Below are 15,826 nucleotides of genomic sequence, written 5' to 3' on the forward strand. Positions count from 1 at the left end.
GCCGCACCTGTCGTTTCGCTGTCAATTCGGGTTCTGGCGTGCCCAAAAGTCCGTAAGACCCGACATATCGCTAGCAGTTGTCCACAGGCGAGTGACACGAATCGGTAACGGCAGCAAGAATGCGTGTGTGGCAACACGCGGAACGTTTCACGCGTGGTGTCCGTGTTCAAGGGGAGGGCCGGTCCGCGTCGTAGAGCGTCGGCCCGGAAAGAACGGGCCGAGGAGGGCCGGGTGACGACCTATGACGATCGAGCGAGCCTCACTGATCTGACCGCCACTGTGGAGCGTGTCCGCAGTTCGGTGGAGGGTGTGATCGAGGGCAAGCCGGAGGTCGTACGGCTTTCGCTGACCGTACTGCTCGCCGAGGGACATCTGCTGATCGAGGATGTCCCCGGCGTGGGCAAGACGATGCTCGCCAAGGCGCTGGCGCGGTCCATCGACTGCTCGGTGCGGCGTATCCAGTTCACGCCGGACCTGCTGCCGTCCGACATCACCGGTGTGTCCATCTGGGACCAGCAGCGCAAGGACTTCGAGTTCAAGCCCGGCGCGATCTTCGCCCAGATCGTGATCGGCGACGAGATCAACCGCGCCTCGCCGAAGACCCAGTCCGCGCTGCTGGAGTCCATGGAGGAGCGCCAGGTCACGATCGACGGCCAGACCTACGAGCTGCCGAGCCCGTTCATGGTGGTGGCCACGCAGAACCCGGTCGAGATGGAGGGCACCTACCCGCTGCCCGAGGCGCAGCGCGACCGCTTCATGGCCCGTGTCTCCGTCGGCTACCCCAGCGTGGAGGCCGAGCTGCAGATGCTGGACGTGCACGGCGGCGTCTCGCCGCTGGAGGACCTCCAGCCGGTGGCGCACGCGCACGAGATCGTGAAGCTGATCGACGCCGTCCGCGGGGTCCACGTCGCCGAGCCGGTCCGCCGGTACGTGGTCGATCTGGTCGCGGCCACGCGCACCCACCCCGACCTCAGACTCGGCGCCTCCCCGCGCGCGACGCTGCACCTGCTGCGCGCGGCGAAGGCGTCGGCGGCCCTGAGCGGCCGGGAGTACGCGCTGCCCGACGACGTGCAGGCCCTCGCCGTGGCCGTCCTGGCCCACCGACTGCTGCCCACCGCGCAGGCCCAGCTGAACCGCCGTACGTCCGAGCAGGTCGTCCAGGAGATCCTCCAGCGCACCCCGGTGCCCGCCGCGCCCCAGCAGCAGAGCGGCTTCGGCGGCCTCGGCCGTGGCACTCCGGCGTACGGCCAGCAGCCACCGCGGAGGCTGTGATGTCCTTCGGCGCGGCGGGCCAGGCCGAGGCGGACCGGGGTGAGCAGAGCGGGCTGCGCACGGCACTGGCCGGTCTGACCACGCGCGGCCGCTCGTTCCTGGCCGCCGGTATCGCGGCCGCGATCTGCTCCTACGTCCTCGGCCAGAGCGACCTGCTGCGCGTCGGCCTGCTGCTGGCCGTGCTGCCGCTGGTGTGCGCGACCGTGCTGTACCGCACCCGCTACCGGGTCGCGGGCAGCCGCCGGCTCTCCCCCGGGCGCGTGCCCGCGGGCAGCGAGGCCCGTGTCCACCTGCGGATCGACAACGTCTCCCGGTTGCCCACCGGTCTGCTGATGCTCCAGGACCGGGTGCCGTACGTCCTCGGTCCGCGCCCGCGCTTCGTGCTGGACCGGGTGGAGGCGGGCGGCCGACGGGAGGTGTCCTACCGGGTCCGCTCCGATCTGCGCGGCCGCTATCCGCTGGGCCCGTTGCAGCTTCGCCTGAGCGACCCGTTCGGCCTGTGCGAGCTGACCCGGTCCTTCTCGACGTCCGACACGCTGACGGTCATCCCGCGCGTGGAGCCGCTGCCGCCGGTCCGCTTCAGCGGGGAGGCGAAGGGGTACGGCGACGGGCGGCAGCGCTCGCTCGCGCTGGCCGGCGAGGACGACGTGATCCCGCGCGGCTACCGCTACGGCGACGACCTGCGCCGCGTGCACTGGCGCTCCACCGCGCGCTACGGCGAGCTGATGGTGCGCCGCGAGGAGCAGCCGCAGCGCTCCCGCTGCACGGTGCTGCTGGACACCCGTGGCGCGGCCTTCCGGGGCGCCGGCCCCGACTCGGCCTTCGAGTGGGCCGTGTCGGGCGCGGCGTCCGCGCTGGTCCACATGCTGGAGCGGGGCTTCTCGGTGCGGCTGCTGACCGACACCGGCAGTTCGGTGCCCGGTGAGGGCGCCGACGGGTTCGCGGGAACCAGCCAGGAGTCGGCCGATGCGGCCGGGCTGATGATGGACACCCTCGCGGTGATCGACCACTCCGACGGCACCGGTCTGTCGCGGGCCTACGACGTGCTGCGCGGCGGCAACGAGGGACTTCTGGTCGCCTTCTTCGGCGACCTCGACGAGGAGCAGGCTTCGGTGGCCGCCAAGATGCGCCAGCGCAGCGGGGGCGCGGTGGCCTTCGTACTGGACAGCGGGGCCTGGGCAGGGGAACCGAGCGATCCCGACGCCCCGGACAGGGCCGAGGAGCGGCTGCGGCTGCTCCGGGAGGCGGGCTGGACGGCGCTGAGCGTGCCGCGGGGCGCTTCCGTGAACGAGCTGTGGCGCCAGGCTGACCGGGCGCGCAACGACGCCGCCGCGATCAGTGGCGCCCGGGGCGAGGGGGGACCGGCATGAGCGGGCGGACACGGATGGCGCTGTGCGCCGCGGCGGCCACCCTGATGGCGTCCTGCGCCCTGCTGCCGCTGGTCTCCCCGGTCACCTGGCTCTTCCAGGCCGTCTTCCTGCTGTCGATCCAGACGGCCGTGGGCATGGCGGCCCGGCGGGTTCCGCTGGCCCGGCCGCTGACCGTGGCGGCGCAGGCCCTGGTCGCGCTGATGCTGCTGACGCTGACCTTCGCCGGCAAGCAGGCGATCATCGGGGTGGTCCCCGGCCCGGAGGCGTTCCGGCACTTCGCCGACCTGCTGCAGGCCGGCGCGGACGACGTCAGCCGGTACTCGATCCCGGCGCCGCTGTCGGACGGCATCCGGCTGATGCTCATCGGCGGCGTCCTGGTCATCGGCCTGGCGGTGGACACGCTCGCGGTGACCTACCGCAGCGCCGCCCCGGCCGGGCTGCCGCTGCTGGCCCTGTACTCCGTGGCGGCCGGGCTCTCCGACGGGGGCGCGGACTGGCTGTGGTTCCTCATCGCCGCCGCGGGATATCTGATGATGCTCCTGGCCGAGGGCCGCGACCGGCTCTCGCAGTGGGGCCGGGTCTTCGGCGGTGCGCCGAGAACGCCGGGCGGGGAGCCGACCGGCGCGGTGGCACCGGTCCGCACCGGGCGGCGCATCGGCATGGTCGCGCTGGGCATAGCCCTCGTGGTGCCACTCGCCCTGCCCGCGATCAACGGCGGCCTGCTGGACGCCGCGGGCACCGGCGTGGGTCCGGGAAGCGGACGCGGGGGCACGATCTCCGCGGTGAACCCGCTGGTGTCCCTGCGCGACAGTCTGAACGTGGACGAGGACCGGCAGGTCCTGTCCCTGAAGACCAGCACCGACGACATCTCGGACCTGTATCTGCGGATCGTGTCCCTGGACGACTTCGACGGCACCACCTGGCAGCCCTCCAAGCGCAGCATCCAGGCCGTGCCGAACGAGTTCCCCACGCCCATCGGCCTCGGCCCCAAGGTGCGGCGCGCGGAGGTCGAGACGACCATCTCCGCCGCGGACTGGTACGGCCAGAACTGGCTGCCGATGCCGTACCCGCCGAGCGGTGTGGACATCGGCGGCAACTGGCGGTACGAACCGCTGGGCATGACGGTGGTCGGCGACCGCCGTCAGACCACACGCGGGGTGACGTACACGGTGCGCAGCCTCGATGTGCAGCCGACGGCGAAGCAGCTGGCGGACGCGCCGGCGCCGCCCGCCGCCCTGAAGCGTGAGTTCACCGAGCTGCCCGACTCGTTGCCCGCCGTGGTCGCCCGGACCGCGCGCGAGGTCACCAAGGGGGCGGCCAGCCACTACGAGCAGGCGGTCGAGCTCCAGGACTACTTCGCCGTCACAGGCGGCTTCCAGTACGACACCAATGTCAAGGTCGGCAGTGGCCGGCAGGCGATCGCCCGCTTCCTCAAGGACAAGCAGGGCTTCTGTGTCCACTTCTCCTTCGCGATGGCGGCGATGGCCCGCACGCTGGACATACCGGCTCGGGTCGCGGTGGGCTTCGCGCCGGGGACCCCTCAGGGCGACGAGTCCGTCTCGGTGGGGCTGAAGGACGCGCACGCCTGGCCCGAGCTGTACTTCGAGGGCGTGGGCTGGACCCGCTTCGAGCCGACGCCGACCCGTGGCTCGGTTCCGTCGTACACGCAGTCGGACTCGACCGGTTCCACGCTGCCGGACGTGGCCCGTCCGACGCAGTCCGCCAGCACGGGGCCCTCCGCGTCGGTGTCGGCGAGCGAGAGCTGCGCGGCGGGCAAGCCGGAGCTGTGCGCGAGCGAGTCCCCGCAGGCCGCGCTGCCCACGGGTGGGGACGGTCCGAAGTGGTACGTCGCCCTGGCCTGGGCGCTGGGCGGCCTGGCCGCGTTGCTGGTTCCGCTGGCACCGATGCTGTGGCGGCTGCGGACGAGAGCGGTACGGCTGGGGGCGCACGGCCGTACGGAAGCGGACGTGCCGGTGCACACTCTGGCGGTCTGGCAGGAACTGACCGACATCGCCTGGGACTTCGGGATACGACCGGACGACTCCCAGACCCCGCGCAAGACCGCGGCGCGCATCGTCCGTCTCGGCCACCTCGACGCACCCGCCGCGGCCTGCGTCCACCGGGTCGCCGACGCCGTGGAACAGGTTCTCTACGCCCCGAGCCCCCGCCCCACGGCCGGCCTGGCAGACGATGTCCGCGGTGTCCTGTCCGACCTTCGCTCCAAGGTCGGCTGGGCGACGAGGACGCGTGCTCTGCTGGCCCCCAGGTCCACCGTGCGGGTGGCCTGGGCGCTGTCGGACTGGTGGACCACGGTCAAGCGCCGTGCCGCTGCCGCCAGGCCGACGTGGCGCAGGCCGTCCACGTCAGGTCAGCGGAGCTAGCCCCGTCGGGCGGGGACTCCCCCGGCGCCGGCACCGGGCGCCGGGGAAGCGGGCGCGTGCCGGAGGAATTGCCTCGGGCGCGAAGCCGGCAGGGTGACCTCGGGTGTCGAGCAGCGGGGCGCACCCCGCGCCCCCACTCGCTCCCGGGCCACGTCCGCTGCCGCCCACCTGGCGGGTTCCGGGCATACGTCAGGGGGTGCCCACCATCCGGTGGGCACCCCCTGCGTTCAGCTAGGAGCTTCTCGTCGAGCTAATGGCCGCCCTGTTCGTCGCGGCGGCGCTGCCAGCGCTCTTCGATGCGGTTCATCATCGAGCGCTTCTGTCGTGGCTGACGGCGGGCATGCGGGCCACCATCGCTGGGCTGCTCACCCGGCTTGGGGGCCTTGCGCCAGCCGGTCACGGCGAGTACCGCACAGCCCAGCATCACAAGGAAGCCCACCACGCTGAGCCAGACCTGCTTGGCGACCATTCCAGCCATGAGGAGCGCGATACCCACGAGGAAGCCGGCGACCGCCTGGTAGACCCGCCGCCGGGTGTACGTACGCAGCCCGCTTCCCTCAAGCGCCGACGCGAACTTGGGATCTTCGGCGTACAGCGCTCGCTCCATCTGCTCGAGCATGCGCTGCTCGTGCTCCGAGAGCGGCACGGAGTCCTCCTCATCGTGCAGTCGCCGGGGCGACCCGGGGGGTCCCTTCAGGATAGGCAGGGAATCGCCCCCGTGAAACCCGCCCCTCTACGCCAATTGGCCAACCGGGCTCCGGCATGGACGCCCCGGCTCGCTGAGATCTGCATTCCCCAGCGGCCGACCCGTCATGCCGGAACGGTCTCCCTCGATCATACGGCGCTGAGCGTCCGATCGGGGGGCCTGTGGCGTACTCCATGTGCAGCCAAGTCCCTGATCAACGGGGCGGCCCGTGGACCGTTCACAGCAGGGTGCTCAGGCCTCGCTGGTCTCCGGTGTCTCACCGAGCACGTGGAGCTGGGTGGCCACGGAGTGGAAGGCCGGCAGCTCGGCCGCCGCCTCCTCCAGCTTCAGCAGCGCCTCCAGGGCGCCGGGCTCGGTGTCCACCAGTACGCCGGGGACCAGGTCGGCGAAGACCCGCACCCCGTGCACGGCACCGACGCGCAGTCCGGCACCCTCCACCAGCCCGGTGAGCTGCTCGGCGGTGAAACGCCGGGGCACCGGGTCACCCTGGCCCCAGCGGCCGTCCGGGTCCTCCAGGGCCTGCTTGGCCTCCTTGAAGTGACCGGCGAGGGCGCGGGCCAGCACGGCACCGCCCAGTCCGGCAGCGAGCAGGCTGAGGACGCCCTCCGTGCGCAGGGCGGCCACCGCGTTGCGGACGCCTTCGGCGGGGTCGTCGACGTACTCCAGCACGCCGTGGCACAGCACGACGTCGTACCCGGCGCGCTCGACCACGTCGAAGAGACCGTGGGCATCGCCCTGGACGCCCCGGACCCGGTCGGCGACACCGGCTTCGGCGGCGCGCCGCTCCAGCGCGAAGAGCGCGTTCGGGCTGGGGTCGACGACCGTGACGCGGTGGCCGAGCCGGGCGGCGGGCACCGCGAAGTTGCCGCTGCCGCCACCGGTGTCGAGGACGTCCAGCGCCTGACGGCCCGTGGCTTTGACCCGGCGGTCCAGGGCGTCCTGGAGGACCTCCCAGACCACGGCGGTACGGAGAGAGGCGCGGGGTCGCATCGGGTCCGACACGGCAGATGACTCCTCGGCACGGCACCGCCGCGAGCGCGGCGGAGCGAACGGGCTGCCTGCCCGGCCCGGGTCACGGGACGGGAAGGCTTCAGGCGCCCTCCACCCTATTGCCTACGGCGGTCCGCCCGGCCCTCCCGGTGCCGCGCGACGGCGTCGCTCCCGTCCCGCCGGCGACGAGCGCGCGCGAGCGCCGCCCGCCCCTGCGGCGACGGGGCCGCCGACGCCACCCGTCACCCGGCGTACGGCATCTTCGCGCGCGGGGAGCGCGGACCGTCGGCCTCCTTCGCATCCGTGTCCGGTCGCGGCTGGGGCAGGACCGGCTGGAGCACCAGCATCCGTTCGACGAGACGCAGGAACATCGCCACGTCGCGTATGAGGTCGTCGGCGTCCCGACGGGTGGCCGCGCCCTGGATGCCGGCCTCCGCGCGGGCGCGGCGCCGGGCGCCCGAGGCGAACAGGGCGCTCCATTCGGTGAGTTCGGGCGCGATCTCGGGGAGCACTTCCCAGGCGCTCCGGATACGGGCCCGGCGCTTGGGGGTGGGCTCGGGACGCCCCCGGGCGGCGAGTACGGCGGCGGCAGTGCGCAGGGCGGCGAGGTGGGCCGTCGCGTAGCGCTCGTTCGAGGTCTCCAGGGCGGTGGCCTCGTCCAGTCCGGCGCGAGCCTGGGCGAGCAGGTCGAGGGCGGCGGGCGGGGCCGTGGCCCGGCGGAGCACGGGGTGCACGTCGCTCGCCGGGCCGGTCAGTGAGGGGGCAGGGCCGGTGGCGCGGCGCCGACGGGCGGCTGCTGCGTGGGAGTTGGCCATGACGAACCTCCTGTCGTCTTGGTGACGGCACGCCCGATACGAGGTGCCGTATGCGCCCATCGTGAGGTATGGCACTGACAATCCGTTCCGACCTGCGCTTTTGCATCGCTCGCGAGTTCGGGCTAGTTTTTGCACTGACCAGTCAGTTCAAAAGGAGGCAGGGATGGGGGGAACCGTGACCGCAGTCGGCGTCACGGCCCGCGGCCTCGGTCTGGAAGGACCCCGCGGATGGGCGTTCCGCGGGGTCTCCTTCGAGGCGGAGCCGGGCTCGCTGATCACCGTCGAGGGACCGTCCGGCACCGGCCGCACGAGCCTGTTGCTCGCGCTGACCGGGCGGATGAAGCCCACCGAGGGCACCGCCACCGTGGGCGAGGCCGTGGTGCCCAAGCGCATGGCCGCGGCGCGGCGCGTCAGCGCCCTGGCCCACGTACCCGGTGTGACCGATCTGGAACCGGCCCTGACCGTCGCCGAGCACCTGCACGAACGCGCGCTGCTGCAGCGGCGCTTCGGCGACTCGGTACGCGGGCTGCTGCGTCCGCGCACCGAGTGGCGGGCCGAGGAGAAGCTGCGCGTCGACGCCGCGCTGAGGTCCGCCGGGCTGGACCTGGAATCGTTGCCCAAGGGTTCCCGTACGGCCGTACGGGATCTGGAGCGGCTGGAGGCGCTGCGGCTGTCCGTCGCGCTCGCCCTGATCGGGCGTCCCCGTCTGCTCGGTGTCGACGACACCGACCTCAAGCTCTCGGACGCCGACCGGGCCGAGGTGTGGGCGCTGCTGAAGTCGCTCACCGAGGCCGGGACCACGGTCGTGGCCGTGTGCAGCGAGGCCCCCGACGGCACGGTCGAGGTCTCGACACGGGCGACCGGAAGGCAGTCCTCCGAGGAGCGGACCGACCAGGCCTCCGAGGAGCGGACCGATCAGGCCTCCGCCACCGCCGAGGCCCCGAAGTCCCAGGAAACCGACGGAAAGGAGGCCTCCGATGCGATCGCCGAGGCTCGCCGCGCTTGAGCTCAGGCGCTTCGGCAGGGGAAAGCTGCCGCGTGCCGCCCTCGTCGCGCTGCTGGTGCTGCCCCTGCTGTACGGCGCCCTGTACCTGTGGTCGTTCTGGGACCCGTACGGCCGTCTCGACCGCATCCCGGTCGCGCTCGTCAACGACGACAAGGGCGCGACGGTCGGGGGGAAGAAGCTCACGGCCGGCGACGACATCACCGAGGGGTTGCACGAGAGCGACGTCTTCGACTGGCGTGAGGTGAGCGCCGCCGAGGCCCGCAGGGGCGTCGAGGACGGCACCTACTACCTGTCGCTGACCATGCCGGGCGACTTCAGCAAGCGGATCGCCTCCAGCGCGGGCGAGTCTCCGGAGACGGGCGCCCTGCAGGTCCGTACGAACGACGCGAACAACTACATCGTCGGGCAGATCTCGCGCACGGTCTTCAGCGAGGTCCGCGAGGCCGCGTCCACGAAGGCGTCACGCTCGTTCCTGGACCGGATCTTCGTCTCGTTCTCCGACATCCACGGCGCGACGGTGAAGGCCGCGAACGGCGCCGACAAGCTGGAGGGCGGCATCGGAAAGGCGGAGAAGGGCTCCAAGGACCTCGCGGACGGGCTGACGGACGCCAAGGAGGGCAGCGGCAAGCTGTCGACCGGTCTGAAGAAGCTCGACAAGGGCGCGGCCGACCTGGAGGACGGCTCCCGCCGCGTCGCCGAGGGCACCCGGACGCTGGCCGACCGGGTCAACGGCGTCGACAGGAGGATCGGACCGTTCCTCGCGGACAACGAGCGGACCATCGGGGACACCGCCCGGCTGGTCGCCGACACCTCCACAGCGGTCCGCAACAACCTCGACGACCTCGTGGAGCGCGCCCCCGGCGCCGCCAAGGGCGCCCGCACGGCCTCCGACGCGCTGGACTCCGTCTACCGGGCACGCTGCGAGGACGCCGTGCTGGACGACCCGGCCTGCTCCGATCTGAAGAAGGCGAAGCAGTCGGCCGCGGACGTGGCGACGATCGCCGACGACCTGAACACGCTGATCACCGACCACGACGGCGACCTGAAGAAGCTCGACAAGAACCTCGCCACCCTCCAGAAGCAGGCCCGGGAGCTCGCCGAGCGCGCTCCCCGCCTCTCCGAGGACCTCGACGACGCCGTCGCCAGGATCAACAAGCTGAACCAGGGGGCCGCGAAGGTCGCCGCGGGCGCGAAGAAGCTGCACGCGGGGATCGGCTCGGCCAGGACCGGCGCGGCCGACCTGGACAGCGGCGTGGGTGAGCTGAAGACCGGTGCGCACGATCTGAACGGCGGCATCTACAAGCTCGTCGACGGCTCCGGGAAGCTCTCGGACGGGCTGCACGACGGCGCGGAGCAGATCCCGGACTACGACAAGAAGGCCCGCGACCAGCGCACCGAGGTCATGGCCGACCCGGTCCAGCTCGTCTCCCGGGACATGCACAAGGCTCCCAACTACGGCACCGGTTTCGCCCCGTACTTCATCCCGCTGTCCCTGTGGGTCGGCGCGATGGTGGCGTACATGCTGATCCCGCCCATGAACCGGCGGGCACTGGCCGCGGGGGCCTCGGCGTGGCGGATCGCGATGGCCGGCTGGCTGCCCGTGGTGGCGATCGGGGTGCTCCAGACGGTGGCCCTGATGTCGGTGCTGCACTGGGCGGTCGGGCTGCAGATGGCTCGGGCGGCCGGAACGGTGGGCTTCCTGTTCCTGGTGACGGCGTGCTTCTCGGCGATCGTGCAGTGGCTGAACGCGCGCTTCGGGGCAGCGGGCAGAATCCTCGTCCTGGCCCTGCTGATGCTGCAGCTGACGTCCGCGGGCGGCACGTATCCCGTGCAGACCAGCCCGGGCTTCTTCAACGCGCTGCACCCCTTCCTGCCGATGAGCTACGTCGTCGAGGCGCTCAGGCGGCTCATCACGGGGGGCGGTCTGGGACCGGTGTGGCACGCGTGCGTGGTGCTCGCCGCCTTCACCGCGGGCGCCGTGGCACTGACCGCGCTGTCGGCCCGCCGCCGTCAGGTGTGGACGCTCGACCGGCTCCACCCGGAGCTGAGCCTGTGAGCGCGCGCGGGACAATCAGGGCCATGGAAAGCAGCAACGCCGCGTCGGGCGGCAGCACGCGCCGTGAGGCCACCCGGCAGAAGCTCTACGAGGCGGCCGTCACCCTCATCGCGGAACAGGGCTTCTCCGCCACCACGGTGGACGAGATCGCCGAGCGGGCGGGGGTGGCGAAGGGCACGGTCTACTACAACTTCGCGAGCAAGTCGGTCCTCTTCGAGGAACTGCTGCGGCACGGAGTCGGACTGCTCACCGCCTCCCTGCGGGAAGCGGCCGAGCAGACCGCGCGGGACGGCGGCAGCAAGGTGGACGCCCTCGACGCGATGATCCGCGCGGGGCTGGTCTTCATCGACCGCTACCCGTCCTTCACCCAGCTGTACGTCGCCGAGCTGTGGCGCACCAACCGGGCCTGGCAGTCCACGCTGATGGTGGTCCGGCAGCAGGCCGTCGCGGTCGTCGAGGGCGTGCTGCGCGAGGGCGTCCAGAACGGCGAGTTCAGTGAGGAGATCGACGTCACCCTGAGCGCCTCCGCACTGGTCGGCATGGTCCTGGTGGCCGCGCTGGACTGGAAGTCCTTCCAGCCGGAGCGGTCCCTGGACGATGTGCACGCGGCGCTGTCCCGGCTGTTGCAGGGACGGGTGAGCGGCCGCCGCTGAAGCGGCCGACGGACATGGAAGAGCGCCGGTTCGAACTGGCCGCGTCCCCCGCGGGCCACCACCGAACCGGCGCCTTCCCGTGCTCCCCCGTTCCCCCGTTCCCCCGTTCTCCCGCTCCCCCGTGCTCCCCCGCCGGGCCCCCGTTCGGTCGTTCCCCCGGGTCCCCCGTCTCGCTCCCGCCGGCGCCGGGCCGGCGGAAGGAGCGGATCCGGGGCCGCTCCGTTCCGGCGCCCCGTGTCGCCGGTGCCGGAGCCGATCCCCTTCTCCGTTGCCTCCACTCTCTCGTTCGAGCAGGTCGGGCCCCATCCGCGCGCGTACTCATCTCGGTGACTAGGTACGCGTACTCAGCACTGCGCACTCGGCCCCAGGACCCTGCGTCGCCGACTGGTTACGATCACGTCCGTGTCCATACTTCCCTTGATCTTCACCAGCGGCTGGGCCAGCGGAGTCAACGCCTACGCCGTGGTCCTGCTCCTCGGCGTGTTCGGCGCGACGGGCCTGAGCGACGAGGTGCCCGAGGCGCTGCAGCGGCCCGACGTACTGATCGCGGCCGGTGTGCTGTTCCTCTGTGAAGCCGTCGCCGACAAGATCCCCTACGTGGACTCCACGTGGGACGCGGTGCACACCGTGATCAGGCCGGTGACCGGCGGGGTGGTCGCGGCCCTGCTCGCCGGGCAGAGCGGGTCGCTGCCCGAGCTGACCGCGGGTGTGGTGGGCGGTTCGACGGCCCTGGTGAGCCATCTGATCAAGGCGGGGACGCGGATGGCGGTCAACACCTCGCCGGAGCCGTTCAGCAACATCGTGGTGAGCATCGCCGAGGATCTCGGGGTCGCCGCCCTGATCACCCTCGCGATCTTCCACCCCGTCGCCGCGGCGGTCGTCGTGGCCGTCCTCCTGCTCGCCGGAATCCTGCTCCTCGTCTTCCTGGTCTCGCGCATCCGCCGCTTCCTGCGCCGCAGGGCCGAGCGCCGGGAGGCGAAGCGGCTCGGGCAGCCGGTGGGGCAGCGGTCCGGCTGAGCTTCGCCCGAGGTCAGCGAGCCGGTTGTCAGTGGGGGCCGATAAAGTCCCACGCATGGCACGGATTGCGGTGATCGGCGCCGGGATGGGCGCGATGGCGGCCGCTGCCCGGCTGGCCGTCGCGGGCCACCGAGTGGCGGTGTACGAGCGTACGGAGACGTACGGCGGAGCGGTGCGCCGCTTCGAGCGCGACGGCTTCGCCTTCGACACCGGCCCGGCGCTGCTCCCCCTCCCGGCCGTCTACCGCGACCTGTTCGTCAAGACCGGCAAGGAGCCGCTGGAGGCGTGCGTCGAGCTGACCCAGGTCGACCCGTCCGCGCGCCATGTCTTCGCGGACGGCACCGAGGTGTCCCTGCCGAACGCCTCACGTGCGGGTGTGGTGGCCGCCCTGGAGGAGACGCTGGGCGCCGGGACCGGCGACCGCTGGGGCGACTTCCTGGTCCGCGCCCGCGAGGCCTGGGACCGCACGCGCAGGCCGCTCCTGGAGGAACCCCTGTGGCCGAACTGGCGGGTGCTGGCCGACCGCGAGCCCTACCCGTCGGTCCCCCACAAGCGGCTTCTGCGTACCCGCCGGGCCGCCACCCTCGCCGAGGTCGGCGCCTGGGAGCTGCGCGACCCCAGGCTCGTCGCCCTCCTGGAGAGTCACGCGCTCGCGTACGGCCTGGATCCGCGGACCACACCGGCGAGCGCGGCCGTGCTGCCGTACCTGGAGCACGCCTTCGGAACCTGGTATGTGCGAGGTGGCATACGGGAGTTGGCGCGGGCGGTGCACGAGCGGTGTGTCGCCAGGAGGGTCGAGTTCCACTTCGGCGCCGAGGTCACCGGGATCCTGGAGAAGGACGGCCGGGTCGTGGGGCTGGAACTGGCCGACGGGACGGTGGCGGAGGCCGAGTTCGTGGTCGCCGGGGTCGCCCCCGGGGTGCTCGACCGCCTCGCCCGGGGCACGGCGCTGCACGGCGCGGACGAGGTCGCGCCCCAGAGCGGCGCGGCGAGCCGTCTGACGGTGCTGCTGGCGCTGCGGGGCGGCCGACCGGAGGGGGCGGCGCATCGCACGGTGGTGCACGCGGCGGACCGCGACGCCGAACTGGACGCCCTGTTCGGCACCGCTCCCCGTATGGCCGCGCCTCCCACGGTGACGGTGGTGCGGCCCGGCGACCCGGCACTGGTTCCGGACGCCGGTCATGAGACGGTCACCCTCACCGCGACGGTGCCGGCACAGCCCGACCGGGGCCGGGCGGAGTCGGAGGTCTTCGAGCGCCACGCCGAGCACCTGATCACGGCCGCCGAGCGTGCCGTGCCGGATCTGCGCGACCGGCTCCTCTGGCACGAGGTGCGCACCCCGGCCGACTTCGCGGAGGCGACCGGCGTGGACGGGGGTGCGGTTCCGGCGCCGGCGCTGGCCGCGGCCGACGGGCGTCTGCTGCATCCGTCGAACAGCACGGCGGTGTCAGGTCTGTTCACCGTCGGAGGCTGGTCCCACCCGGGCGGCGGTCTTCCGCACGCCGGTATGTCGGGAGCGCTGGTGGCCGGGCTGATCGTGGAGGGGCCGGAGTTCCGGGGCTCGCAGTGACGCCCGCCTCAGTGTGACCGCGGGCCGGCGTCAGAAACGGTACTGCTCGTCGTAGCCGTTCCCCGAGCCCTGCTGCTGCCCGTTGCTCTGGTACGGGTACTGCTGCTGCTCGGGCGGCAGTTCGCCGCCGTAGGTCTCGTCGGTGCGCTGCTGCGGGACCCAGACGCCGCCCGTCTCCCCGTAGGAACCGGTGGCGTACTGGTCCTGGCCGTAGCCCTGCTGGCCGTACTGCTGCTGACCGTAGGCGTCGTACGAGGTGCCGCCGTAGGTCTGGCTGCCGATGTACGGGTCGGAGTAGGCGGCGTACTGCTGCTGGCCCCCCGTGTCGTAGCCGTACTGCTGCTGGTCGTAGCCCGAGTAGCCGTCGTACGCGTAGCTCTGGTCGGCCGTCGCGTACTGGTCGTGGGGCCGGTCGGCGGTCGCGTGGTTCTGGTCGGCGGAGGCGTAGGCGGGGTCGCCGTATATGCCGTAGGAGCCGGTGTCCTCCGGCAGGGGCTGCGGCTCGTAGACGGCGGTCGTCTCCGCGGCCGGCGTCCGGCCCGGGCGGGCGGGCGTGAAGACGTCGTCGCGGTCGTAGTCGTCGTGGCCGTAACCGAGGCCGTCCTGGCCGTACTCGTCGTCGGCGTACCTGCCGTCGTCTTCGCCGAAGCCCCCCTCGCCCGCCTGGAGGTCCGAGACCTCCAGGGTCGGCTCCTGGCGGCCGGACCCGCCGCCGCGGCGCTTGGCGCCGCCCAGCGGGCCCAGAGCGGGTGCGGAGACCGCCCAGCCGGCGGAGAAGCCGCGGCGGAAGGAGAGCGTGACGTAGGTCTGGCCGACCGCGAAGGCGGCCGCGCCCAGACCGATGACGATCACCGAGGGGATGAGCACGCCCACCACGACGCCGAGGAAGCCTGCGAAGGCGAGCAGCCGCCAGCGCAGCCGCGCCTTGTACTGCAGCAGCACTTCGCCCAGCAGCCACAGCGCGACGACGCCGAACGCGATGTAGAGGACCGTCCAGCCCATGTACGCCCCTCTCCCAGTGGCCGCCAGTGTGACGTATATCAGGACGGCCGGTCTAGGCCTGCGGTGGGTGGTGCAGGCCCAGGTTCTCGTAGATTTCCAGAGTCGCCGTGGAGTTGTTGAGCGTGATGAAGTGCAGCCCTGGCACTCCCTCGGCCAGTAGCCGCGCACAGAACTCGGTGGCGAACTCGATCCCGATCGAGCGTACAGCCGCCGGATCGTCCTTTGCTGTGAGGATCCGCTCTTTCAGGGCGTTCGGGCACGAGGCGTTGGTGAGGGACGGGATCCGCTCCAGCGTCCGCACGCTGGCGATCGGCATGATCTCCGGGATGATCGGGGTGGCGCAGCCGGCGGCCGAGACACGGTCGCGCAGCCGCAGATAGTCCTCCGGTTCGAAGAACATCTGCGTGATCGCGTAGTCGGCACCGGCCCGGCACTTGTCGACGAAGTGCCGTACGTCGGCCTCCCAGTCGCAGGAGCGCGGGTGCATCGCGGGGAAGGCCGCGACACCCACGCAGAAATCACCGGAGGCCTTGATCAGTTCGACCAGCTCGGCGGCGTAGGTGAGGCCCTGCGGGTGCGGCACCCACTCACCCAGCGGGTCGCCCGGCGGGTCACCGCGCAGGGCGAGCATGTTGCGGATGCCGGCGTCGGCGTACTGGCCGATGATGTTGCGCAGGTCCGCCACCGAGTGGTCCACCGCGGTGAGGTGCGCGATCGGCGTGAGGGTGGTGTCGGAGGCGATCGCCTCGGTCGCCTTGACCGTGCCCGCGCGGGTGGAACCGCCCGCGCCGTAGGTCACGGAGACGAAGTCCGGCCCGACGGCCTCGACCCGGCGCAGCGCGTTCCACAGGTTCCGCTCGCCCTTCGGGGTCTTGGGGGCGTAGAACTCGAACGAGTACGTCGTCTTGCCGGTCGCGAGCATGTCGCGCACGGTGCGAGCGTGGTCCGACCTGATGGATGCGGTGCCGAGGGCCATACTCGCAGGTTA

At 72.2% G+C, this 15,826-nt stretch carries 13 protein-coding genes; 8 read left to right on the forward strand and 5 right to left on the reverse strand.

Annotated features, from left to right (window positions below; all coding sequences use genetic code 11):
• Positions 1-231 precede the first annotated feature (231 nt).
• The 3 genes from ACFYNL_RS06790 to ACFYNL_RS06800 are packed head-to-tail and all read left to right on the forward strand — an operon-like array spanning position 232 to position 5,023.
• Complete coding sequence (locus tag ACFYNL_RS06790; protein WP_388797781.1) at positions 232-1,272, forward strand: AAA family ATPase; 1,041 nt, start codon at positions 232-234, stop codon at positions 1,270-1,272.
• Positions 1,272-2,642, forward strand: a complete 1,371-nt coding sequence (locus ACFYNL_RS06795) for a DUF58 domain-containing protein (RefSeq protein ID WP_388797784.1) — start codon at positions 1,272-1,274, stop codon at positions 2,640-2,642. Before ACFYNL_RS06790 ends, ACFYNL_RS06795 begins: the two co-directional genes overlap by 1 nt.
• Entirely contained in the window at positions 2,639-5,023 is a 2,385-nt protein-coding gene (locus tag ACFYNL_RS06800) for a DUF3488 and DUF4129 domain-containing transglutaminase family protein (protein WP_388797787.1), read from the forward strand. The genes ACFYNL_RS06795 and ACFYNL_RS06800 overlap by 4 nt, the downstream gene beginning before the upstream one ends.
• Before the next feature lie 250 nt (positions 5,024-5,273).
• Here ACFYNL_RS06800 and ACFYNL_RS06805 read toward each other — a convergent pair whose 3' ends face one another.
• The 3 genes from ACFYNL_RS06805 to ACFYNL_RS06815 form a co-directional block, all read right to left on the reverse strand.
• Positions 5,274-5,669 (reverse strand): DUF3040 domain-containing protein, encoded by a 396-nt coding sequence (locus tag ACFYNL_RS06805; RefSeq protein ID WP_388797790.1) that lies wholly within the window; start codon positions 5,667-5,669, stop codon positions 5,274-5,276.
• 291 nt (positions 5,670-5,960) lie between these two features.
• Positions 5,961-6,731 (reverse strand): methyltransferase, encoded by a 771-nt coding sequence (locus ACFYNL_RS06810; RefSeq protein ID WP_388797793.1) that lies wholly within the window; start codon positions 6,729-6,731, stop codon positions 5,961-5,963.
• Between the two features lie 230 nt (positions 6,732-6,961).
• Positions 6,962-7,534 (reverse strand): SAV_6107 family HEPN domain-containing protein, encoded by a 573-nt coding sequence (locus ACFYNL_RS06815; protein WP_388797796.1) that lies wholly within the window; start codon positions 7,532-7,534, stop codon positions 6,962-6,964.
• Positions 7,535-7,697: 163 nt separating this feature from the next.
• Between ACFYNL_RS06815 and ACFYNL_RS06820 the strand changes: the two genes are divergently transcribed.
• The 5 genes from ACFYNL_RS06820 (at position 7,698) to ACFYNL_RS06840 (ending at position 13,836) form a co-directional block, all read left to right on the forward strand.
• Positions 7,698-8,540: an ATP-binding cassette domain-containing protein gene (locus ACFYNL_RS06820; protein ID WP_388797799.1), complete on the forward strand. Its 843-nt coding sequence runs from the start codon at positions 7,698-7,700 to the stop codon at positions 8,538-8,540.
• On the forward strand, positions 8,512-10,596 hold the full coding sequence (locus tag ACFYNL_RS06825; RefSeq protein WP_388797802.1) for a YhgE/Pip family protein: 2,085 nt from the start codon (positions 8,512-8,514) through the stop codon (positions 10,594-10,596). The genes ACFYNL_RS06820 and ACFYNL_RS06825 overlap by 29 nt, the downstream gene beginning before the upstream one ends.
• Before the next feature lie 23 nt (positions 10,597-10,619).
• On the forward strand, positions 10,620-11,249 hold the full coding sequence (locus ACFYNL_RS06830) for a TetR/AcrR family transcriptional regulator (protein WP_388797805.1): 630 nt from the start codon (positions 10,620-10,622) through the stop codon (positions 11,247-11,249).
• 402 nt (positions 11,250-11,651) lie between these two features.
• Positions 11,652-12,266, forward strand: a complete 615-nt coding sequence (locus tag ACFYNL_RS06835) for a DUF4126 domain-containing protein (protein WP_388797808.1) — start codon at positions 11,652-11,654, stop codon at positions 12,264-12,266.
• A gap of 55 nt (positions 12,267-12,321) precedes the next feature.
• Positions 12,322-13,836, forward strand: coding sequence for a phytoene desaturase family protein (locus ACFYNL_RS06840; protein ID WP_388797811.1), 1,515 nt, complete (start codon positions 12,322-12,324; stop codon positions 13,834-13,836).
• Between the two features lie 30 nt (positions 13,837-13,866).
• Here the strand turns inward: ACFYNL_RS06840 and ACFYNL_RS06845 are convergent, their stop codons facing one another.
• Together ACFYNL_RS06845 and metF are read right to left on the reverse strand one after the other, a co-directional pair.
• Complete coding sequence (locus ACFYNL_RS06845) at positions 13,867-14,838, reverse strand: hypothetical protein (RefSeq protein ID WP_388797814.1); 972 nt, start codon at positions 14,836-14,838, stop codon at positions 13,867-13,869.
• Between the two features lie 52 nt (positions 14,839-14,890).
• Positions 14,891-15,814 (reverse strand): methylenetetrahydrofolate reductase [NAD(P)H], encoded by a 924-nt coding sequence (gene metF, locus ACFYNL_RS06850; RefSeq protein WP_388797817.1) that lies wholly within the window; start codon positions 15,812-15,814, stop codon positions 14,891-14,893.
• Positions 15,815-15,826: the final 12 nt, after the last annotated feature.

The organism is Streptomyces sp. NPDC007808, assembly GCF_042868655.1.
Classification (GTDB): Bacteria; Actinomycetota; Actinomycetes; order Streptomycetales; family Streptomycetaceae; genus Streptomyces.

What these genes read in the sequence shown, in the direction of transcription:
- ACFYNL_RS06795 (WP_388797784.1), top strand. Translation starts at nt 1,272, where the DNA reads ATGTCCTTCGGCGCGGCGGGCCAGGCCGAGGCGGACCGGGGTGAGCAG.
- ACFYNL_RS06800 (WP_388797787.1), top strand. Translation starts at nt 2,639, where the DNA reads ATGAGCGGGCGGACACGGATGGCGCTGTGCGCCGCGGCGGCCACCCTG.
- ACFYNL_RS06815 (WP_388797796.1), bottom strand. Translation starts at nt 7,534, where the DNA reads ATGGCCAACTCCCACGCAGCAGCCGCCCGTCGGCGCCGCGCCACCGGC.
- ACFYNL_RS06820 (WP_388797799.1), top strand. Translation starts at nt 7,698, where the DNA reads ATGGGGGGAACCGTGACCGCAGTCGGCGTCACGGCCCGCGGCCTCGGT.
- ACFYNL_RS06825 (WP_388797802.1), top strand. Translation starts at nt 8,512, where the DNA reads ATGCGATCGCCGAGGCTCGCCGCGCTTGAGCTCAGGCGCTTCGGCAGG.
- ACFYNL_RS06830 (WP_388797805.1), top strand. Translation starts at nt 10,620, where the DNA reads ATGGAAAGCAGCAACGCCGCGTCGGGCGGCAGCACGCGCCGTGAGGCC.
- ACFYNL_RS06840 (WP_388797811.1), top strand. Translation starts at nt 12,322, where the DNA reads ATGGCACGGATTGCGGTGATCGGCGCCGGGATGGGCGCGATGGCGGCC.
- ACFYNL_RS06845 (WP_388797814.1), bottom strand. Translation starts at nt 14,838, where the DNA reads ATGGGCTGGACGGTCCTCTACATCGCGTTCGGCGTCGTCGCGCTGTGG.
- metF (WP_388797817.1), bottom strand. Translation starts at nt 15,814, where the DNA reads ATGGCCCTCGGCACCGCATCCATCAGGTCGGACCACGCTCGCACCGTG.